26 protein-coding genes are annotated in these 20,783 nt (G+C 37.6%); 8 read left to right on the top strand and 18 right to left on the bottom strand.

From position 1 onward, the window contains the following. Positions 1 to 23: 23 nt before the first annotated feature. The 5 genes from BMZ04_RS16705 to BMZ04_RS16680 form a co-directional block, all read right to left on the bottom strand. On the bottom strand, positions 24 to 239 hold the full coding sequence (locus tag BMZ04_RS16705; RefSeq protein ID WP_093274011.1) for a helix-turn-helix domain-containing protein: 216 nt from the start codon (positions 237 to 239) through the stop codon (positions 24 to 26). A gap of 11 nt (positions 240 to 250) precedes the next feature. After that, the gene (locus tag BMZ04_RS16700; protein WP_093274007.1) at positions 251 to 733 is read right to left on the bottom strand and encodes a DUF2975 domain-containing protein; all 483 of its coding nucleotides are present in this window, start codon (positions 731 to 733) and stop codon (positions 251 to 253) included. Positions 734 to 1,052: 319 nt separating this feature from the next. After that, the gene (locus tag BMZ04_RS16690; RefSeq protein WP_093273999.1) at positions 1,053 to 1,478 is read right to left on the bottom strand and encodes a GatB/YqeY domain-containing protein; all 426 of its coding nucleotides are present in this window, start codon (positions 1,476 to 1,478) and stop codon (positions 1,053 to 1,055) included. Positions 1,479 to 1,519: 41 nt separating this feature from the next. Continuing rightward, positions 1,520 to 2,158 carry a PAQR family membrane homeostasis protein TrhA gene (locus tag BMZ04_RS16685; protein WP_093273994.1) on the bottom strand — a complete coding sequence of 213 codons (639 nt, stop codon included), beginning with the start codon at positions 2,156 to 2,158 and terminating at the stop codon, positions 1,520 to 1,522. A gap of 150 nt (positions 2,159 to 2,308) precedes the next feature. Continuing rightward, positions 2,309 to 2,509 (bottom strand): cold-shock protein, encoded by a 201-nt coding sequence (locus BMZ04_RS16680; RefSeq protein WP_093273989.1) that lies wholly within the window; start codon positions 2,507 to 2,509, stop codon positions 2,309 to 2,311. Between the two features lie 1,050 nt (positions 2,510 to 3,559). Here BMZ04_RS16680 and BMZ04_RS22475 point away from each other — a divergent pair. Continuing rightward, positions 3,560 to 3,862 (top strand): hypothetical protein, encoded by a 303-nt coding sequence (locus BMZ04_RS22475; protein WP_177184485.1) that lies wholly within the window; start codon positions 3,560 to 3,562, stop codon positions 3,860 to 3,862. 100 nt (positions 3,863 to 3,962) lie between these two features. Here BMZ04_RS22475 and BMZ04_RS22470 read toward each other — a convergent pair whose 3' ends face one another. Beyond that, positions 3,963 to 4,109: a hypothetical protein gene (locus BMZ04_RS22470; RefSeq protein WP_177184484.1), complete on the bottom strand. Its 147-nt coding sequence runs from the start codon at positions 4,107 to 4,109 to the stop codon at positions 3,963 to 3,965. 99 nt (positions 4,110 to 4,208) lie between these two features. Between BMZ04_RS22470 and BMZ04_RS16670 the strand changes: the two genes are divergently transcribed. From BMZ04_RS16670 to BMZ04_RS16660, 3 genes are all read left to right on the top strand, one after another. Then, positions 4,209 to 4,610, top strand: a complete 402-nt coding sequence (locus tag BMZ04_RS16670; protein WP_093273986.1) for a hypothetical protein — start codon at positions 4,209 to 4,211, stop codon at positions 4,608 to 4,610. 96 nt (positions 4,611 to 4,706) lie between these two features. Then, the gene (locus tag BMZ04_RS16665; protein ID WP_093273983.1) at positions 4,707 to 5,285 is read left to right on the top strand and encodes a hypothetical protein; all 579 of its coding nucleotides are present in this window, start codon (positions 4,707 to 4,709) and stop codon (positions 5,283 to 5,285) included. Between the two features lie 86 nt (positions 5,286 to 5,371). Next, complete coding sequence (locus BMZ04_RS16660; protein WP_093273979.1) at positions 5,372 to 5,905, top strand: dihydrofolate reductase family protein; 534 nt, start codon at positions 5,372 to 5,374, stop codon at positions 5,903 to 5,905. Positions 5,906 to 5,985: 80 nt separating this feature from the next. Here the strand turns inward: BMZ04_RS16660 and BMZ04_RS16655 are convergent, their stop codons facing one another. From BMZ04_RS16655 to BMZ04_RS16620, 9 genes are all read right to left on the bottom strand, one after another. Continuing rightward, positions 5,986 to 6,177, bottom strand: a complete 192-nt coding sequence (locus BMZ04_RS16655; protein WP_255367982.1) for a DUF2798 domain-containing protein — start codon at positions 6,175 to 6,177, stop codon at positions 5,986 to 5,988. 438 nt (positions 6,178 to 6,615) lie between these two features. Next, positions 6,616 to 7,362: a hypothetical protein gene (locus BMZ04_RS16650; protein WP_093273973.1), complete on the bottom strand. Its 747-nt coding sequence runs from the start codon at positions 7,360 to 7,362 to the stop codon at positions 6,616 to 6,618. Positions 7,363 to 7,646: 284 nt separating this feature from the next. Next, on the bottom strand, positions 7,647 to 8,756 hold the full coding sequence (locus BMZ04_RS16645; protein WP_093273970.1) for a TolB family protein: 1,110 nt from the start codon (positions 8,754 to 8,756) through the stop codon (positions 7,647 to 7,649). Between the two features lie 297 nt (positions 8,757 to 9,053). Next, positions 9,054 to 9,233 carry an ATP-binding protein gene (locus BMZ04_RS23205; RefSeq protein WP_369802687.1) on the bottom strand — a complete coding sequence of 60 codons (180 nt, stop codon included), beginning with the start codon at positions 9,231 to 9,233 and terminating at the stop codon, positions 9,054 to 9,056. Between the two features lie 141 nt (positions 9,234 to 9,374). Further along, complete coding sequence (locus BMZ04_RS22465; RefSeq protein WP_177184483.1) at positions 9,375 to 10,310, bottom strand: hypothetical protein; 936 nt, start codon at positions 10,308 to 10,310, stop codon at positions 9,375 to 9,377. After that, positions 10,303 to 12,012, bottom strand: coding sequence for a sensor histidine kinase (locus BMZ04_RS16635; protein WP_255367980.1), 1,710 nt, complete (start codon positions 12,010 to 12,012; stop codon positions 10,303 to 10,305). The genes BMZ04_RS22465 and BMZ04_RS16635 overlap by 8 nt, the downstream gene beginning before the upstream one ends. A 44-nt stretch (positions 12,013 to 12,056) precedes the next feature. Further along, positions 12,057 to 12,737, bottom strand: coding sequence for a response regulator transcription factor (locus BMZ04_RS16630; RefSeq protein ID WP_093273964.1), 681 nt, complete (start codon positions 12,735 to 12,737; stop codon positions 12,057 to 12,059). A gap of 725 nt (positions 12,738 to 13,462) precedes the next feature. Further along, on the bottom strand, positions 13,463 to 14,467 hold the full coding sequence (locus BMZ04_RS16625; protein ID WP_093273960.1) for a nucleoid-associated protein: 1,005 nt from the start codon (positions 14,465 to 14,467) through the stop codon (positions 13,463 to 13,465). An 83-nt stretch (positions 14,468 to 14,550) separates the two neighbouring features. Next, complete coding sequence (locus tag BMZ04_RS16620) at positions 14,551 to 15,066, bottom strand: hypothetical protein (RefSeq protein ID WP_093273956.1); 516 nt, start codon at positions 15,064 to 15,066, stop codon at positions 14,551 to 14,553. Positions 15,067 to 15,231: 165 nt separating this feature from the next. Between BMZ04_RS16620 and BMZ04_RS16615 the strand changes: the two genes are divergently transcribed. Further along, a complete protein-coding gene (locus BMZ04_RS16615; RefSeq protein ID WP_093273949.1) occupies positions 15,232 to 15,648 on the top strand; it encodes a helix-turn-helix domain-containing protein in 417 nt (138 codons plus the stop codon). A gap of 40 nt (positions 15,649 to 15,688) precedes the next feature. On the opposite strand, the gene BMZ04_RS22925 is transcribed toward BMZ04_RS16615, so the two are convergent. Continuing rightward, the gene (locus tag BMZ04_RS22925) at positions 15,689 to 15,823 is read right to left on the bottom strand and encodes a hypothetical protein (protein ID WP_255367979.1); all 135 of its coding nucleotides are present in this window, start codon (positions 15,821 to 15,823) and stop codon (positions 15,689 to 15,691) included. Between the two features lie 159 nt (positions 15,824 to 15,982). Between BMZ04_RS22925 and BMZ04_RS16610 the strand changes: the two genes are divergently transcribed. The 3 genes from BMZ04_RS16610 to BMZ04_RS16600 all read left to right on the top strand — a co-directional run bounded on the left by BMZ04_RS16610 (position 15,983) and on the right by BMZ04_RS16600 (position 18,549). Continuing rightward, positions 15,983 to 16,885, top strand: a complete 903-nt coding sequence (locus tag BMZ04_RS16610; RefSeq protein ID WP_093273945.1) for a carbon-nitrogen hydrolase family protein — start codon at positions 15,983 to 15,985, stop codon at positions 16,883 to 16,885. Positions 16,886 to 16,918: 33 nt separating this feature from the next. Next, a complete protein-coding gene (locus BMZ04_RS16605) occupies positions 16,919 to 17,587 on the top strand; it encodes a GNAT family acetyltransferase (RefSeq protein ID WP_093273942.1) in 669 nt (222 codons plus the stop codon). Positions 17,588 to 17,679: 92 nt separating this feature from the next. After that, the gene (locus tag BMZ04_RS16600; protein ID WP_093273937.1) at positions 17,680 to 18,549 is read left to right on the top strand and encodes an AraC family transcriptional regulator; all 870 of its coding nucleotides are present in this window, start codon (positions 17,680 to 17,682) and stop codon (positions 18,547 to 18,549) included. 22 nt (positions 18,550 to 18,571) lie between these two features. On the opposite strand, the gene BMZ04_RS16595 is transcribed toward BMZ04_RS16600, so the two are convergent. Together BMZ04_RS16595 and BMZ04_RS16590 are read right to left on the bottom strand one after the other, a co-directional pair. After that, positions 18,572 to 19,234, bottom strand: coding sequence for a GNAT family N-acetyltransferase (locus BMZ04_RS16595; RefSeq protein WP_093273934.1), 663 nt, complete (start codon positions 19,232 to 19,234; stop codon positions 18,572 to 18,574). A 21-nt stretch (positions 19,235 to 19,255) separates the two neighbouring features. Next, a complete protein-coding gene (locus BMZ04_RS16590) occupies positions 19,256 to 20,644 on the bottom strand; it encodes a plasmid pRiA4b ORF-3 family protein (protein WP_093273931.1) in 1,389 nt (462 codons plus the stop codon). Between the last annotated feature and the right edge of the window lie 139 nt (positions 20,645 to 20,783).

Genomic DNA, 20,783 nt, shown 5'->3' with positions numbered 1-20,783 from the left:
ATATTAAGTTTCCTCCACAATGTTTAACTGTCCTCGTCACTTTTGTATTCTAAAATATCTCCAGGCTGACATTCTAAAGCCTTACAAATTGCCTCTAAAGTGGATAATCGAATCGCTTTTGCCTTTCCATTTTTCAATATAGAAAGGTTCGCCATTGTTATTCCAACCCTCTTAGAAAGTTCTGTTACGCTCATTTTCCTTTTTGCTAACATCACATCAATATTGATTATAATTGCCATTGTTATTCACCTCAGACCGTTAAATCATTTTCTGATTTGATATTAATTGCTTCTTGTAAAAGTTTTTGGAGAACAGCCGCAAAGACTGCGATAACCATCGAAGCAAAAGGAACAACCAATCCGACAAAGATAACTCCTGGTGCGTCGTCTACTTCCGCAAAGATATAGAAGAGCGGCCAAACTAGCACATGCAAAATACTGATTGTGATGGCACAGTATTTGATTTTCTTTAAAGCTTTTACAGATAAATCGGAGAAAGCTTTATTTTTGTCAATATAGCGTAAGAGTTTGAAAGCCTGATACAAAGCAAAGTAAAAAGGTATCGCCGATGCATCAAAAGCGATGAAAACGAGATATTTTATTAAAGCAAACTCTGGAAGCAATTTTGCTGCAAGATTCGCCATCTCAGGCACCAAAAAGATGCACAGAGCAAGAACTGGGATTCCTAAAAGAATAACAGCTATTTTTAAAAACAACGTTGTTACTTTTTCCATAAAAAGCACCTCACTTATTTATTCTTATTTTTATTTTAATATATATTTTATCGATTTACAATAAAATTTTATTAATTTGAACAACATTTTTATTGACTATTTTTGTTTTAAGCAAAAATAAATGCAAAATTATATAGGGAAACCTACTCCACAATCATTAACTATTAATCAACCTTTTCCTTTAACAGAGCCAAAGAAAAAGGATAGAAAAGATCAAAAAAAAGGCAACTTTCCTGTTCAAAATCGAACAAGAAGTTGCCTATTTTTGATTGTCTTAAAACGTAATTTTTTCAGTGCCCTCGCGCTAGGCACTCTCTTTTTAGATTAAATTTTTCACGACTTTGGACATAGTGGATCCGTCTGCTTTTCCAGTTAGTAATGGTTTTGCAATTTTCATCGCATCGCCCATATTCATACCTTTTACAATTCCAGCCTCTGTTAATATCGTTGCAATTTCTTCTTCGCTTAATTGTTTTGGTAAGAAGCTTTTTAATAATACTAGTTTTGCTTCTTCTTTTTCGATTAAGTCTTCTCGATTTGCTTTTTGAGCTCCTTCTAACGCTTGGTTTGTTTGTTTCACTTCGCGATTCACAATAGCAATTTCCTCTTCCGGTGAAAGGCTTGAACCTTTTTCTTTTTCTGCGCTATCCAGTGCCGATTTTAAAAGTGTAAGTACGCCTTTTGCTAATACATCCTTCTCTTTCATCGCACGTTTTAATTGTTCAAATACAGTTGTTTTTATCATTTCAATAAAGCTCCTTCCTCACAATAAATATATTAGTAATTTTACGCCAATAAAGTCATCACTGCAAAGAAATGCAAGATGGATGCTGCAAGTACAAAAATATGCCAGACCGCATGATGATACGTAAACCCGCGCCATACATAAAAAACTGCACCTGCTGTATAGAGCACGCCACCTACAGCTAGATAAATAAGACCTTGATTCGAAACGTTTGCTACTAGTGGTTTCCATGCAAATACCATCAACCAGCCCATCACAACATACAATAAAGTCGACGTATGCAAAAAGCGCTTCACAAAATATGCTTTAAACACCGTACCTGCTATCGCAAGCCCCCACACAATACCAAACAACGTCCAGCCAAGTGTTCCTTTTACAGCAAGGAATAAAAAAGGAGTATACGTCCCTGCAATGAAAAAGTAAATGGCCGAGTGGTCCATTATCTCAAAAACATCTTTCGCTCGACCCGCCGGAAACCCATGAACGAGTGTGGATGATGCATATAATAGCACCATCGTCACTCCAAACAAAGTAAAACTCACCACATGCCACGCCGTTCCTCGTGTCACAGAAGACACAATCAAAATGACAAGAGCCGCAATACTTAAAAGAGCTCCAATTCCGTGAATGATTGCATTCGCAATCTCTTCACGCTTTGAGAATATATGTGTATTACTCATCTTGGTTCATTCCTATCTGATAGATCTTTATATCCTTATGTTATCACTTCTTATAAACGGTTATAAATATTTTTATCCGGACATATTTAAAATAAAGACAAAAAAAAGACACCCATTAAGAGTGTCTCTTCCTTACTTGATTCCGAAGAATTAAAGTTTTACGATGTTTACTGCTTGTGGTCCACGTTGACCGTCTTCGATATCAAATTCAACTTTTTGACCTTCGTCAAGTGATTTGAAACCGTCGCCTTGAATAGCTGAGAAGTGAGCGAATACGTCGTTTCCGCCTTCAACTTCGATAAATCCAAAACCTTTTTCTGCGTTAAACCATTTTACTGTACCTTGTGTCATGTAAAAAACCTCCATTTTGGTGAATAAAAAATTCACATATTACAAAAAGCTACCGAAGACTCACGATTACTTTTTGTAATATGTGAATTCATTGTTTCTGTTAAGCAATTTAATTATTGTCCTAAGTATACAACAGTTATTTATATTTGTCCAACAATTTATTCAACCTGCACAAAATTAGGGAACATTTGAGTCTGACACCGGTTCGATTAACTATATTTATGACTTTTCGAAAGATATTTTTTTGCCTATACTCAACTTGTTCTGCGTGAAATGAGTGCACGCAATGTATTTTGAAAAGGCCACTTTTGAAGCTTTGACGAAAATGTATGAAGTGGAATCTTGATGTGGCAGATTCAGTGCATGGGATTATTTATGAGTGGACGAAGGAGATTTGTGATTTTAGGTTGCATTGGTATTTTGAGAAGAAGGCGGAGAAGGTTTAAGAGGCTATCCTAGAATTCATTTCGGCAGCCTCTTATGCTTTCCTAGTAGTAGTTCGTTTCGACAAAGTACATAGTAATCTACCAAGTCTAGAAATTACAGACTGCTCATCGTTTTGATGCTATGCTTGCACAAATCGCTTCTGGGAAATTACAGCCTCAAAAAATGGTCAACGTGAAATATCACTGTCTGAAGTTGAGGATATCTTTGAAGGAATGAGTAATTTTTCTACCATAGGGACATTTATCATTACAAAGTATGAGTAAACTAATTTAACGAGCGAGGTTGTAATATATTCCGTCTAAAAAACTCTAAATATTTAGTTTTTTAGACGGAATATATAATGGGTTACTTTTTACTTCTGCAAGTAATCTCCCTCTTCAACATCCATTTCTCTAGTTGTTAGGAGCATTATTATAAAAAGCCGATGTCCCATATATAAGAGAACATCGGCTTTTCACTATCTAAACAAACCCATAACAGATCCTAATTGTCTCATCATATTATATCCATTCTGTATGGTACCGGCGTGACCTATAAGTGTGTTGAGATGGTTCGGCAGTTTTCCTAAAATACCTGGAGATGAATTGTTAGGGGACATGAAAGATGGGTTCCATCTATTGTCGTAAGTTTGGCCAAACTGTTGCCCTTGGTAAGGCGCTCCAAATTGTTGTCTTTGATAAGGAGAGCCAAACTGTTGCCCTTGGTAAGGCGCTCCAAATTGTTGTCCTTGATAAGGAGAGCCAAACTGTTGCCCTTGGTAAGGCGCTCCAAATCGTTGTCCTTGGTAAGGAGGGCCAAACTGCTGTCCCTGATAAGGAGGGCCAAATACTTGTCTATTTCTTGGGGGAAAGAATCTTCCTGGAACTGGTGAAAAAAGTAGCATATACTCACCTCCTATCAGAGTAACCTATCAATAATATATGTCAGTATGCTGTTTGGAATTAGACTTTAATGTAACTATTATAAGAAGAAAGAAAATATGATGCACAGCCTATTGCAAGATTTGTTATGAAAAAAATGCATCAAAATAAATCTTTTCCCCATCATGACTTGAAAGAAGAAAATCGACACGCTTGGACTTATAAGGAATGTTGTACTGAATAGCAACTCCTGCATCATCCGGTATATGTTTATCATATAATACGCGATACATATGTAACATGGAATTATCCCAAGAACGGATTTCTGACTGGCTCGTCCCTCTGCCTAGCTTGTCGAAAAGCTTGATATAGCAAGTACTGAGGCGGAAGTTTTGGAGAATGTAACCGAGATCTCTTTAATCTCTAAAAAAGAATTATTACATAATACGTATTCTAGTGAAAATGTGAGCTCTGCAAATGCTGTGGATAACTTCATAGAAAAGCAGGAACCAACTTTTTATCAACGATTCAAGTCTGCTATTTTTGCTTTGCTTGGACAAGACCAGAAGATGGTGAGTCATTTGTATGGTGTTTATAGAAGTCTGACATACCGTGTGACTCAATTATTACCACACGAACGAGAGTTTTATGAAAGTATTGGTTATGAAGCGCCGATGATTTCCCTACATGCTGCTAAACAGAAGAAAATCCGTAATCTTGCTGGATATTATAGTGGTGTTTTTGAAAAGATGTATCAACGTGATCTGTTTGCGTTTTTTGCCGAGCATGAGTAATGAGTAGCATAACGTTATAATTAAAAAGAACTATCTATATTCAAAATAATTAGATAATATGATGCGTATAGTAAGGCAATAAGAAAGGGTGTAGAGATGATTTATAATGTGATGTTGTTTTTCCACATACTCGGTACAGTGGTGATGTTTGTAGCCGTTGGAATAACTCTAACTGCTATGATTGCAATGCTGCACGCGAAGAAGACGGAAGCTTTGCGGGATTGGTCTTCATTAGCAGTGAAAATGGACGGGTTATTACCATTCAGTGTTATTTTGATTTTATTACCGGCTTTATATTTAGTTTTCACTACATGGGGTTGGGGAGTTGCTTGGATTAATATATCTTTAGCAGCATTAGTTGTCATGTCCTTTATGGGTCCTGCTATTAATCTTCGTCGTTTAAAAATAATTTTAACAGCAGCAAATGCTGAAACCAAAAGCGTTCCTTCTTCGAGTTTATTGGAAACGGTTAGAGATCGTACTCTTTGGAATTCTGTTATTATCATGACTATGCTTGCGATTGCAATACTCTTTCTGATGACGGTGAAACTAGCTTTGGTTGGTTCTCTCATTGTATTTGGTATAGCCATCATCTTGGGTTTAATTGTCACAAATATGGTTTTGAAAAGTGCACTCACTTCCAATTCATCAAGTGCTATTGCAAATCAACCTTGAAATCTTTAAGATAGAGAATTCGGGTACTAGGTTGCAAAATCATGCGCTAGAAACTAATATATTAAACTAACCATAAGGAGGTTCTTATGACGAATCAAAGAAAGGTCGTATTGTTCATTGCGACAAGCTTAGATGGATATATTGCAACAGAGAATGACTCTCTTGACTGGTTGTTTAAGGTCGAAGGTGAAGGAGATAATGGATATTCCGAATTCTACGATACAGTAGATACGGTAATTATGGGCAGACGCACGTACGACTGGGTCATGGAGCAAGAAATGGAAAGCTTCCCTTATGAAGGTAAGGAATGCTATGTTTTCTCTAGAACCGTCAGTCAGGAAAATGAGAACGTCCAATTCTTTAGTCGAGATGTAGTCGACTTTACAAATCAATTGAAGAACAAAGAAGGTAAAAATATCTGGGTAATGGGCGGTGGAGATCTATTACACTCGTTTATCAAAAATAAATTAGTGGATGAGATGATTGTTACAGTATCTCCTGTGATAATTGGAAAAGGAATTCCTTTGTTCAAAGAAATGGATTTTGAAACAGGACTTACCTTAAAGAGCATAAATCGTTTTAATCAATTTGCCGAGTTGCATTACGAAGTGAAAAGATAACAAAAAGGACAAGACAGTAAAGAAGTTCTCACATGTCTTGTCCTCTTCTTATTTTAAAAGCGATTGAAAGAAAACATAGTTTACTCGCCTTCTACAAAATTAATTTTTTGCATTATTTTTTGTATTAATACTGGAAAATAGTAAGCACCAAAAAGAGCACATATAAAAGCCTGTGACCAAGTTTTCAACCACGTAGACAAAAACAAACTATTATAACCATTACTTATGGAGATTAATATAAATGTAATAAAACAGGACATACTAAAAGCCATTAAAAAAGCAAAAATAATCCGCTTGTATCTATAATTAATATTCATTTTTCTCCGCCATTCGTTCAACAATTGAAAATTCTAACCTATTATTTATTTTGGTTAAGAGAACTTATATTATCATCTATATGTACATTAGTAAAACGAATTATTAATTAGAATTATAAGGCAATGGTGCAGTTAGGATGAATTTACATTGGTGCATTGGATCTAAGTCAATATTTTGGACACACAAAAGTTAGGTCCTTCTCAAAACGGCATCCATTAAGGATGGTCCTGTATCCAAAGAATCCAGTCAAGAGGAGGACCGCTCTTAACAGCTTTTTTTGGATACAGGAAGTTACAACCCATAGATTGCGTTCCTGTTCATCTGTTGAGATAAGCAGTTCTACCTGATCTAACCTAGATTCTGTATTTGATTAGTATCTACACCATTACCTACTAATTCTTTGAGGCTTTCCTAATAAGCTCAAAATAGGTGCCACCACCGAATATAATTAATGTATTATCATCTTTTATTAAGAATGTAGAAACATGGCCATTTGAATCTGAAACATTAATTTCTGTAATAGTAGGTGCTTCAATTCCTAAAAGATCCGAAGGGATACGATATTTTGCTACGAAATCACTTTCTGAAATAATCGTTTCGGTGTAAATAGGTTTGGTAGCCACCTTTTCTATATGTGAGGGTCGATCTCCAAAATAACTTGCTTTATTAGCTGTAAAAGTTAAACTTTTCCCGAATAAACTTTCTGCATCCTCACTACTATAAGTACCTACTCCATAAGCTTGAACTTGATTAATAATCCACTCACCATAGTACGACTCTGAAGCACCATTTTTAACTAACTCTAATTTTGATTTAGAGGGAGTTTCATACTTGATATTTGAATCTTTTTTAACAAAGAGTCCACCACCTATTCCGTATAGACCTCCATTTTGATTCTTGTATTGATATACTCTGAACTCTTCACCTTTTTTAACAGTACGACTTTCAGATAAAGAGTTGTCTTTACCTATAGTATAAAGTTTAGTAAGTTTCATCACTGTAACCTTACCAGACTGTCCAATTTTTAATTCTGTTTTACCCCACATTACTTTAGTTTGTGCAAAGGTTGGACTAATAGTTGTTGCAGTTAAAGATGCTGTTATTGCTAGTGCTGTTAATATTTTTAATGATTTAAGCATTTTGTTTTCCTCCCTATTATTGTTACCACCTAATCTGAATCTTCGAACTAGATGCATGAATATATAAACTACCTTCGGTGTAAGCAGTTCCACTATCATTAGACTTTTTAATTAACTTCCTCAATTCAGATTCACTTAGTCTATATCCGAAGTCTTTCATCATTTTGTGAGCTTCACTTACCTTATTTACATCATATATAAAGAAGATTAATGTTTATCACCATAGTCAAACATTAATCTTCTTAACCAGTATCTTTATAAAAATCGGAAACTAATACTTTGTACTATTTCAAATATACAATGCTGCTATTATAGTTTTTTTCATTTAGTTCTGTAATTGCAATTTTTTTATTAGATGAACTCCATCTTATTTTAGAAGCTCCGACATTCTCCATAATTTGTACGGATTTTTCCGTTAACACATCGTACAAATAGATTCCGCTAGTGTCTACGCCGTCGATGGAAGATTTGAGTTGATATGCGATCATCTGCTGGTTAGGAGACCAGGAAGCACCGGTCACTTCAGAACCCTCGGCTATTGTTCTTAAAACATTTCCCTCGGCATCAGCAACAAGAAGCCTTCTCGTGGATTCCGTTCCTTGAGTAATCAGCATTTGCTTCCCATCGGGCGAAAGTGTTATTCCATCTGCATTCTCAACCTTCAGATTCTTTTTTTCTTTCGTCACCAAATCCAGCATGTATAACTGGAAGGAGGTGCTGTCAGTCATAATATAATAAATTTTATCCTTTATTTTTTGCACTGTGAACAATTGTTCCCCCGATAGCTCGGTAATCGGAGTAATATTCCTATTTGTATCAGCCATATATGCCCCACCAGCATAGGAAGCACCGATCACATGTTGATCGTAGGTCCACTCGGCTGTATAGGCGATTCCAAGATTGTCCTCCGTCACGGGAGATTGTTCTACTGCATCCATATTCATCACATAATAGGCGGTATCACCAATAGAGTATTCATAGTACAATAGGTGTTTTTTGTCGGGAGACAATATCGCCCCGCCAAGAAACATATTCTTTTGCGATTTTACTTTTTTATATTCTTTTGTATCCAGATTGTACAGGTATATGCTTCTGGGGTAGGATTCGGAATTATCTAAGAGGCTCATTTTTTCAAGGTCTTCGTTTTCCTTTGAAAGGACAACGGTCTGTTCATTTAACCAATCAGTAATTTCCATTCCCTCATATTTAACGATTTTTTCAATGGAAATAGAGGGTGAGTTAGTTTCGGTGGATTTGTTTCCATTAACGGTAATGCTTTCACTCGGCTCTATGTTCACGGTTCTATTTTCTTCCTGCCGCATGCCGCAAGCAGTAAGAGTCAATAAGACTAATAGGAGCGTAGCAAATATTTTTAACTTTTTCGTATTGATCATCCCCTTGTCTTTTATCTCATGTAAAAATATCCTTCATTACAGTTTTTATACAGCGCCTACCTTCGATGTAAGCAGAATCACTATCGTCAGACTTTTTAGTTAACCTTTTCAATTCAGATTCACTTAGTTTTAATCCGATGCATTTCATCATTTTGTGAGCTTCACTTACCTTATTTACATCATATATAAAGAAGATTAATGTTTATCACCATAGTCGTATTGGATTCTATGGTTAACCCAAGCCCATGTTTTTTCATAATTTTTGGGATAAATAAAGTCCCATACCGCCGTCTCTTTTTAGAAAAACATATTCCATATTAACCAGTAAAAGCCTTCGTAAAAAATCCTATTGTGGTCCTTCCCCTCTTTACCAATACCATTGTCTTCTATGACAAGAGATACAGAACTCTTTTGAGCCAAAGTAAATATTCTTATTATAATTTGACTTCCCGCAGTATATTTTATTGCATTACTTATAATTGGTTACTCAACTTTAGGAGTTAATTTTGAACTCTAAAGCCTCATGACCAATTAGAAACATTAATAGGGTTGACTTTTTCTTCTTATATATATTTGGCTAGACTTATGTTCCCAGCCGATTTGAAGACTTCCATCAAACTAATAACTAAGCTGGCCGTGAGGCAGTTCCATCATTTTCAGTTTGCCATCGACTCTTTTAACTGTGTAAGTAATCTTATCGGTGAGCGTATCAATCTCCCTTGTCTCGAACAAGCTTCCGTCTTCCTGCTCTAACGTAATCACGAATTTATATTCGTCCTTGCTTACTTCCGTCTGTTCAAGAACTTCTTTAAGAGAAATCTTAGGCATCATGTTCAGATACTGTTCAAATAATTTCTGCTTGTCATTAGGGTCCGTTTCGGAGAATAAATTCACGAGTCCGTTATAGCTACCGCCGTATAACTCGACCAACTTTCCAGCATCCTGATTAGTGATAGCCAGAATATATTGCTCCAACGTATCTTGTGGATTCTCAACGGCGTTTTCATCCTTACTCCCCTCCTGAGAGTTTGCTGACGGACTCAAAGTTAATTTCTTTTTCCAAGTTAAATCATTGTCTTGAGCATCTATGAATAGAAATACAACCTGACCTTCATCGCCCTTCATCATATCTGGATATATGAAACCAGAGTATTGTCCGTTCCCACTAATGTAAAATCCATCTTCCCCATTCGCTCCGTTTCGAATGGCATCTTGAACCGAATTTACAATCAGGTTATCCTTGGAAATCCACTGCATTTGGGCTAGAGCGAATCCTTCCGGGACTTGGTTGATTATGAAATCGAAACTATTTCCTTCTATCGGTTTTGGGGTCTGATCTATAACGATTAATATTTCAGTATCGGTATTCTCTGAATCATCATCTGTTGTTATGGTATTGCCTTGATTGGTTTCAGATGGCTGCGCGTTATTGGTTTCCGATGGTTGCTCCTCATTAGTATCCGAGTCTCCAGATGGTGATTCGTTAGTGCATCCGCTGGTCATAAGCAGCACGCACAGTGCTGAAATGATATAGATGTATTTCTTGTTATTCATGTATTTCTCCTCCGCTTTCATATAAGGTAAATGAAAATGCGACGCCTTTATTCGTATTCATCACACCAAACTCGCTATCATGAAGCTCCAGGATATGTTTGACGATTGCAAGTCCTAGACCGGTCCCTCCAGATTTACGATCCCGGGATCGCTCACCCCGGTAGAATTGATCCCATATCCGGCTCAAATCGTCCTCTGCAATGGGCGGTCCGTTGTTCTCGATTACGGTGTATATCTTTCTGGCAGATGTTCGCTCGATGCTAATGGTAATGACACTGTTCTCCACTGCATGTCGAATGGCATTACTCAATAAATTAAGTACAACCTGTTCGATTCGTCTAGAGTCTGCCTTTACGAACAGTTCTTCCTCTTCCTTTTTGTTTAACTTGCATTGAAGGTGCTTGCTCTCCAACTGATGAGAAAACGAATCAACTACATGTTGAATAAGGCTTGTCATGGATACGCTTCTAAGCGTTAATTGAATGGCCTCTGCCTCGAATTTGGAAAGCTCTAGCATATCCATGATTAAGGCATTCATCCGATCGGTTTCATTCACAATGAGAGCCAGATAACGGTCTCTTTTGTCGCTCGCCACCCCATCCTGCAGCCCTTCTGCGAAACCTTTAACAATGCCTAAAGGAGTTTTCAATTCATGAGAGATGTTCCCAATCAGCTCTTTACGAAGTTGTTCAGACCGCTGCTTTTCTTCCATCTCCGCTTGTAGTTTCACATTCATATCGGTAAGTTCCTTTAAGGTCGTATCTAAATTCCATGACAAAGATATCATATTACGCGATAGCTCTCCGAATTCATCTTTCGAATGGATTTCGGGCTCCATGGTAAAGTCTAACTTAGCAAGACGCTTTGCAGCACGATTTAGCGTAACTAACGGACGGGATACAATTCTGGAGTAAATCAAAGAAAGAATAATGATAAGCATAAGAATTACCGGCGCCAAATAAACAAAATATCGCTTGAGTATCTCGACTGCTTCACCGACTGGTTGCAGAGAAGTCATGACTATTAAATAACGATCCGTATTTTTACTCTCTGATAGTGATTGAATAAGAACAGCATATTGGACACCGCTCCAATTATCTCTCCATTCCATCTGAACAGGCGAACCGTTCTGTAAACGAGACTCATATTGTTCCAATTTCGGCATCCAGTCCTGGAGTGCTTCATCAATTAGGGTATCCTGATAAAGTAGGTTGTAGGAGCGCTGCTCAGGCAGCATTAGATCCGTTACCTTCCCCTTCACACGTGTCAACCCATTAATGAGGTCTTCATTTTTCTGCTGTATGTCTACAAGCTGCATGATGGTATCATCCTCATCCATGAAGATCCCGTCTACCTCCAGTGTTTCGTCGATTTGAATCCCTTGCGGAATAGCATCTAATTCCATTCCATCCGTGGGGATACGAATTGTAATGGTCTTACTGTCTGTTTGTAATTCCAGAAAATAAGGATTTATGCTTATCCGTTCAAACCTCTCATTTAAGATGGAAGTACTTGTATCATTATCATTCATAAATGAACCGAGTAGCCGAGAAATTTGGCGTTTATTGGATTCGACCAGTTTGTATTTATCCTCGAAATGATTCATGTTCCGTTCTAATGCATGGATCTTGGACATCCGATAAAATCGTTCGAAAAACAAGCCTTCTGCAACCATCACCAAAGAAAAAACAATCAAAATCATAATAGAAGTCACCACGAAAAGTTTAAAGACTACCCCCTGTCTTCTCATGCTTCCATCTCAAATTTATAGCCTGCGCGAATGACAGTGCCTATATATCGGCCTTCGTCCCCAAGCTTGGCTCTTAATTTTTTTATGTGGGTGTCTACTGTCCGCAAATCCCCTAAATAATCATATCCCCATACCGCATCCAGAATATAATCACGTGGCAAAACCTTACCGTAGTGCTTTATAAGAAAGAGGAGTAAATCGTATTCCTTCGGAGACAGAGAAATCTTATTTCCCGCCACGGAAACTGTATGAGCCATCCTGTTCACCATTAGATCCCCAAAGGTAAGCATATCTCCTTCACGACCAATCGTCCCTTCCGTTCTTTTCAATAAAGCAATAGCACGAGCAACTAATAATCTCGGACTAAAGGGCTTCGTCACATATTCATCGGCACCAAGCTCGAACCCCATCAACTGATCATCGTCTTCCACCCTTGCTGTGATCATGATAATTGGTACGTCAGACTTCTCGCGAATGCGCCTGCATACCGACCATCCATCCATTTCCGGCATCATAATATCCAGAACAATCAGGTCAATGGAATTTTGTTTGAAAATCTCAAGCGCTAGTCTTCCGTTCTCCGCTTCGTACACTTCCCATTGTTCCATTTTGAAATAATCCATTATAATCTCACGCAAAAGCATGTCATCTTCCACTAACAATATCCTTCGTTTCATTGTCGCACTCTCCACATCTATCCAATTCCTTTAGGTATGGACATGAATGCTCTTATTTTCATTACACTACACCCCCGTTTATACTTTCTAGATCCAGTATATAGTACTCTTGTGTACATCGTGTGTACTCTTCATGTATTTCAGAAGAACAGTATGCGCTTGCCTAAGATAGTAAAGACAGTATCTTATATAGACTTAGTCTAGCAATTTGTATAGTATAAATATTTATTTCTAATACTTTCTTTATCCAGATATGATAAGGGAAAAAACATACAAGTAGAATAAGTGGTCCATCCATTTTGGTATTTTTCAATTTAATCATAAATTTTCTTGATACCTTTAACACGCTACAGTGTCAGCACAATCCCAGTTAATAAACGGATTTATTGAATACTACTTAAAACTAGATGAAAAAGAGGAGGTAGGGCTTGTGAAATAGATCAACCAATTAGACAACTCGGATGAATTTTTTGATCTGCCTAACTCTAGGAGAGATAAAGGTCGAGAGGAAGGTATTGAACAAGGTATTGAGAAGGCAGTATGTGGAATGTTGAAAGAAGGTTGATTTGTGGGGTTAATGGCAATAGCTACTGGACTTAATGTGAGTGAAGTTACAAGTTGAAAATGGGCTAGTATGATTAACTTTTCTACGAAATTAAAAGGAAATACTGTTGAATCACCCAGTTCCAATCTAAATCGGAACCAGGGTAACTCAACAGTATTGTTTATGCTTCTTCTTCGAAATAAATCTTATAAAACTTACGATTTGTCACTTCGTCATAACCGACTTCAATCAGTTCATTCACTTTGTCGATATCACGTACATTTACTTGAATTTCTATATTTGCATCGAGTTTAATTTTACGTTTATAACTTTTTTCTGCTTTCGCAATAGCACTCTCAGATATTTCTGTTTCATATGGCTTTACCGTATTAATAAGGACGTCTTTTTGTACTTCATTCGCCGTTTCAAATACCGTTTCGATATAGTCGTCTACCTGAAATTCTTCTTCGTTTCGAAAGTATTCAAGCGTTTTGTTTAAAAAACCTAGTTTATCGGTATTCGTAAAAGTTTCTTCTTTTAGAATATATTTTTTACATTCTGTTAATGCTAAATTCGTTTTATGGAAGCTTTCGTCCGCCACTTTGAGCTTTAAAAAACGCTCTTGCCAGTACACGACATCCTCTTTCCTTTTCGTTTTCAAGAATACTGCCGGCACTTCGTCTTGGCCCATATCTACAATGACGCACATATTATTAATTTTCTTCACATTAATACCATCGACGCCATTCACGACCACATTGTTTTGCTCATTTTTGACATCTAAAAACATTTCTTTTTCTTCAATTTTCACGATGGCTATTACTTGTCTGACTTCATTATGGAACAAGCTATTTTCAAATAGGCCGGTAAATAATTCACCATTTTTTATATTCGGGTGTTGCGATACACTATGTAAGTGCTTGGCGATATGTTGTGATTGTTCTAGGAAACTATTAGGATTATCAAAAATACTCTTCGCGTATGTATACACTTCATTTAATCCGATATCCGTCTCATGAAAAAATGCATATTGTTGATCTAGGTCGAGTTTATGGAACGCAAGTTGTGTAAAGGCCGCTTCTAGCATGACCTCTGGCTGCGGGTATGCTTCCTGCCCTAACACGAGCTCATCGCCCATATAGTGCACGACATACTGTGCTAATTTACTTTCGCTTACTTCAAGCATGGTGTTCACCTTCTAAAATATGATTTGTAGATAGTTTACCATATCATACTCTGCTTGAAAGATGGCAAGTTCTCTCATAGTTTCTATATACCATGCAACACTTCCAATGTCTCTAATACATGATCAAGAAAATCTGTAATATCATCCATATGATCCTCATTAATTTTGTGTATAAACTCTATGTCTATCGTATTGAGATAACCGGAAGCTTTCTGATCATACACATAACTTAATGTTTGCGTTAATTGGATCTCATTCTCCCAAATACTGTTTAATGCTTGCTCAATCTTTGTACATTGTAGGTCTACATTTTGCACTCCCTTGTTAAACCGTAATAACAAGGAACAGCCTAGCTGTTTACCAGGTGTTTCTAATATCTCCCCTGCTAAATCTTCTAAGGAAGCCTTTAACACAATTTCCGCTGTAACGTCTTGTTGGGTGACGAGTGTAAATTGAATAGCGAACTCCCGAGCTAGAATGGAAAAATCCATTCGGTCTACACGGTTTGTAATATGTATCTTGTGATCGATATTATCTAAATCATACACAAGGTTTTCCAATGCTACTTTTAAATTTTCAAAAATGGTTGGATCGTACATATACATTCCCCTTTTCCTTTTATCATACGTTATATCCTAATTTTCTTCGAGTATTTAACGACAGTCTATTACTTTTTAGACGAACATTGAGTTAACTGACACATTGTAGGACATACTTTTACTATGTATTACATTAGCGGAAACATTGCAAAGGAGATAGTTATTATGAAAAAAATGAAGGTTCAGGATTTATTACAATCTGGACATAGTCTAATGAATAATGTCGTAATGAATACGGCGGGATTACTAGGAGAGGCTTACTTCGCTATTAAGATAGATGATCGGTTGAAAGAAAGAGGGATCACGCAAAAGGATTTAGCACAAATGACAGGAATGAGGGTAGGAACAATATCAGACCTTGTTAATGGCAAAGGAATTAGTATAAATAAAGTTCAGCTCTTTGCTATAATGGCAGCTCTAAGAGTTAAGAGTATAGACGATCTGTATGAAATGAAATTTCCTGAGGACTTGAAAAAGACTTTTGATGACGAACAATCGGAATGGAAATCCACGAAAGAAATGCCTTTAGCAGTCAAAGAAATGTATAAAGAGAATGTCCTAAAATCTTCCGGTCTAAAGTAAGAAGGAGTCAGGGAATTTTCCTACTCCTCCTTTTTACATATCATTCACCAAGCACCCCGATACAAATCTCTACACTACTCTTCAAATCATCATGAGACCAGCACGGGATTTTTCCATGTTGAATGTGGATAAATCCTGCCTTCATTTCTGGTTTCGCTGCTTTTGCATACGACAAACAGTCACTGGCACATTTGTAGAAATCAGAGTAGCCTCCCTCAAGATGCAAGAATCACATCATTTTATGATTGAATTTCGTATGGATTTTTTCACTTTTTATGATATGATTCATCTATTATTTTAAAAAATAGATACTATTTTCAAGGGGGGTATACAGATGAAACTACGTGTATCTGCTGTACAATATCATCTTCATACAATTAATAATTTTGAGGAATTCGAGGCACAGGTGACACATTATGTGAAAACAGCTGCTGAGTTCAATACTGATTTTATTTTGTTTCCAGAATTTATAACGACACAGTTGCTTTCCATTTCTGATACTGGCGAAGGTCAACCAATCCAAAACCTACCGAATTACACTGAAAGCTATTATCGGCTTTTTTCATCGCTAGCTATGGAACATGGAGTTTATATAATTGGTGGGACTCATGTCATTCGCAAAGAGGAGCGTTTATACAATGTTGCGCATCTATTTTCGCCGGATGGTCATATTGGTGAACAAGCGAAGCTTCACTTAACGCCGACTGAAGTCTCGGAATGGGGAATTTCGCCGGGTGAGTCTCTCCGAATTTTCGAAACGCCAAAAGGAAAAATAGCACTCTTAACATGTTACGATATTGAATTCCCGGAGATAGTACGAATGGTTCGTGGCATGGGTGCCGACGTGATTTTCTCCCCTTCCTGTACCGACGACCGCCACGGCTTCAACCGTGTTCGTTACACAAGCCACGCACGCACAATTGAAAACCAAGTGTATGTTGTAACAACAGGAACTGTTGGATCACTTCCAACGGTAGACTTTATGCGCGGAAACTTTGGACAAGCAGCTGTAATCACGCCAAATGATGTACCTTTCCCGCAAGATGGTATTTTGGTAAAAGGTGAAATTAATAACGATATGGTTATTTCTGCTGATCTTGACTTGTCACTATTGAATGAAGTTCGGGCACACGGCTCCGTTACAACATGGAGAGACCGTCGATTCGATTTATATCCAGACCTTGGTACAATGACTGTTGAAGCTTCCATGACAAAGGAAATGGTCTTGCAAAAGTAAACTTTAGGTAATTAATCAAAAGGAGTGAGTGTAATGGAATATGTTCAAATAAAAAACATAGAAGACCCATTGTTTCCGAAAATGCACAGATTGATGCAAGAAGTATTTCCTGCTGAAGAAGTACTTGAGTACGAATTATGGAGAGAACCTTTACTTGACCCAACTATTCGTATGTTTGTGGCAGTAGAGGATGGTGAAGTTGTAGGTGCAACTGAATATCGTTTCTATGCAGATAAGAAGTTATCAATGACGGACTTTACGATGATTGGAAAGGAAGGCATAGGAGTCGGACCGTTCCTAGCCCAAAAAAGACATGTAGATTTAGTGCAGCTCTCCAAAGAGCATAACGTCGAGTTGATTGGTGTGTTTGCCGAGATTTACGATCCGTACCGAACCCTTGACCATGCGTTTGGTGGAATTAAGGCAATGAATCCATTTGTACGTCGTGAAGTGTTAGCTCATCTCGGCTTTAAACGATTGAATTTCACGTACGTGCACCCTTCATGGACAAATGAAGGCGATGCCGTTACTGACTTGGATTTCTGCTTCTTACCATTTCAAGATGTCCAAACGTTAAATGCCAATTTTATCGCTGATTTCTTGAAATCATATTATGCGATTCTGTCGCATAAACCGGAAGCATGGCACACGATGATTGCAGAATTGGAATCTCAAGACGAAATCGAACTGTATCCTTTATAATTCATTTTTTGATAAACGCCTCTCTATTGATATAGAGAGGCGTTTTCCATTATAGTTAATTTAACTAACAAACCGGAAATGGGTGTGCCGAATTGAAAGAAATACTTGATGTTTTAAAAAAAGAGAATCATATTGTGCTTGATAGTATTTCATTTTCTCATTATCAAAACAAAACAAGTTCTGCATTCACATCAACGGAACCCGGAATCCTTTTTGTCCTGGAAGGTAGTTTGACTTATCAAATCGGTGAAGACGAATCTCGCATACTCAAGGTAGGAGAATATGTGTTTTATCCGCAAGGTGTAAATGTTCAGTTTGAGATTAGTAAGAAAAGCAGTACGCTTCTCTTTCCATTATCTATCTCCATAACAGAGCAATTTGTTCACCTCTTGCAGCAACACAACCGTTTTTCTCCTTCGCTACTCGAGAATCCAAATCGAGTATGTATTTTACAGGAACCGTGGACGGTGGAGATCAATATCCTACTCGAAAAAACCCTTGTTCATATTTCCAAAAACCAACCTTATTTTGTTCATCTTGCGTTACTGGAAATCATGGCTTACATCTTTCCAAATGAACATATGCTGTCCAAAATCACGTATGTCCTTGATCACTATTTATTACCGGTTCCTATTCGAAACGCAGAAAGCTATATTTTACAAAATTATCACCAACCGATTCGAATGAAGCAGTTAACGGAAGTAACAAATGTTAGTGAATCACAGTTGAATCGCATGTACCAAAGAGCTTTCCAACTAACGCCTATGGAACGTGTAGCAACCATTCGCATGGAACAAGCAGCACAGTTGCTACGTAATCCTTCCGAGAGTGTAACAAATGTGGCACTTCAAGTTGGATATCAAAGCATGTCCGCTTTCTTGCAACAGTTCAAGAAGAAATATGGTGTCTCTCCGAAAGAGTATCAGACAAAAACAAATGAAGTGAACAAAAAAGTTAAATAATGGTATAAAGTGCTTGTCTGTGTTATTTGAAAGGATTTTTCCATTCCATCAACAGAGCATTATTGTGTGACTCCTCATCCTCCAAATAATTTGGAACGACACAAACTGGGGTGCGCCCACATCTGAGCAAAAATGAAATCACTGGGTCTTTCAAGTCACCAGCCAGGACACGTTCCACATACTGTTCAGGCGTCAGTTGCTTCGCATAATGGTGATACCCTGGCATCCTTCCTCCTCCAAGCACGCGATCCAAATCGTCGTGAACGACCCGCTCATATACCGACTGCATCAACAGCTTGCCTAAATCTAGCTTACGAAATGCGGGTTTGACAGAAATATCTACAATATACAATGTTTTTTCCTGAGGATTGTGATTTCGAATGTAACCATGATCCGTCACTTCCTCCCAAGTATGTATTGGGTTATCTGGATCAAAATGAACCAATACTCCAGTAATGGAGCCAACAAGTTCACCATCTATCTCCACGCATAATGCGCCTTCCGGATAAAGCTTCACATGGTTTTCAAGCTGCTCCTCACTCCACCACAATTCAGACGGAAAGGGGGGTGGAAAACATTCTTGCTGAATGGCAATCAAGTCTTTAAAATCCTCTTCCACATAGTTTCTTACAATCGCTCGAATTGGCCTTCCTTCTTGGAATACAAATAATTCTTTTCGATACATCACCCTACCTCCCTAGCGCCATTATTTCCCGCAACATTTCTTGTGTTTCTTTCCACTGCCACATGGGCAAGAATCATTTCTGCCTATTTTGCCACCGTCGATGACATTTAAGCTCGGTACTGGTAATGGCTTTAAATAATGTTTTTCCATTTGGAAAAGTTCATCTGGTGTATGACCTCTGTTTTCCCAAATGCGTGTCGTATTTGCTATCATGTTAATCTCTTGCACGTACTCGTTTAATTGGGTCATGTCTTTCATTTCGAAACGACTTAGAAAATCTTGTATCGCTTGTTGGGGGTTACAATCCAACACTTGTAAATGACCTACTAAGTCGATTATTTCATTATTCACCATAAGGGAACTGCCACCGAAAAAGTCTTTTGCAATCATTTTCGCAAGCTTTTCTTGGTGGGCTGTCTTTTCAATATAAAAATTGTCTGTATAACGAAGTAATTCCGCTTTTGTCGGCACGTAAAAAGGTTTGCCAATTGTGCTTTTTAGAAGAGCTTCATACTCATCAAAATGATCTATAGTCTCGTTAACAAATCCTTGTCTATAAAGCAATACAAAATGTTGCTTTAGTTGTTTTTGATATGCAGGATATGCCAATAATGCGTGTAACTCCTTACTCGATAGAGAAGGCTCGTTTTGTGCATTATATATCTCTAGAAAATTGGAATACTTTATCATTCCATATAGATTGGAACATGCTATTGCATATTGAATGACGAGGTCTTTGTTCGGGAGTTCTTCTATCTCTACGTAATCTGCTCCCCGATATTTATCGGATAACACGAAATAATTGTCGTGGTCGATCTGTTGCCATTCTGTCTTTTTGTATTTGACAAACTTATACTGCTCATTCACTTTGTCTATATCTAACTGTAAGTAGTTTTGGCGCTCTGCCCATGCATAGGTCGACAAATAATCTGGATGCTTTGGGTCATGGTACACCTTTAAAAACTCCTCATACCCGGGTGGCCCACCGACATCCTCAGGCGGCGCTACCCCTTCTCCCTCTAATAGTGTTGGGTAACCAAAATAATAATCCTCTACCGTGTCTTCTAGCTCGACTTGAATTCTCCAGTCGTCCCCAAAATCATAGGTGTAGAGGAGATGCCCTTGTTGTTCAAGGTACTTATCTATTTTAATATGGGTAGGGGACTTCACTGTTTTGCCAGCAAATTTCTGTCCTTTATATTCTTCTAAAATAGCTCCATTATTTGTACTAAAGAATTCATCCGTCTCGATTGCAAAGAAATGATAAGGTTCCATATAACTTTGGAAATTCGTTGCATATTGAATCGTCTCATGTAGACGGTTGAAAGTTGCCCCAGCAGGTAAGATTAAACGTCTCCAAATGGATGGTTGGATATTTTCAAAAGTTAGTTTCAATATATATGCTTTCATACGTCACCTCTCTCAAGCTTTGTTTTTCTGTATACTTATTGTGTGTTTCTTCCACATTTATGTAAACTCTCTCGGACGGTCATAAATATTCGCTCTACCAAAAAACGCTGAGTCCGCATTTCTATTATTGTTAAACTTC

This window comes from Psychrobacillus sp. OK032 (assembly GCF_900111345.1).
Taxonomy (GTDB): domain Bacteria; phylum Bacillota; class Bacilli; order Bacillales_A; family Planococcaceae; genus Psychrobacillus.
Note: the sequence above shows the minus strand (reverse complement) of the source record. Positions and strands in the feature narration are given on the sequence as shown.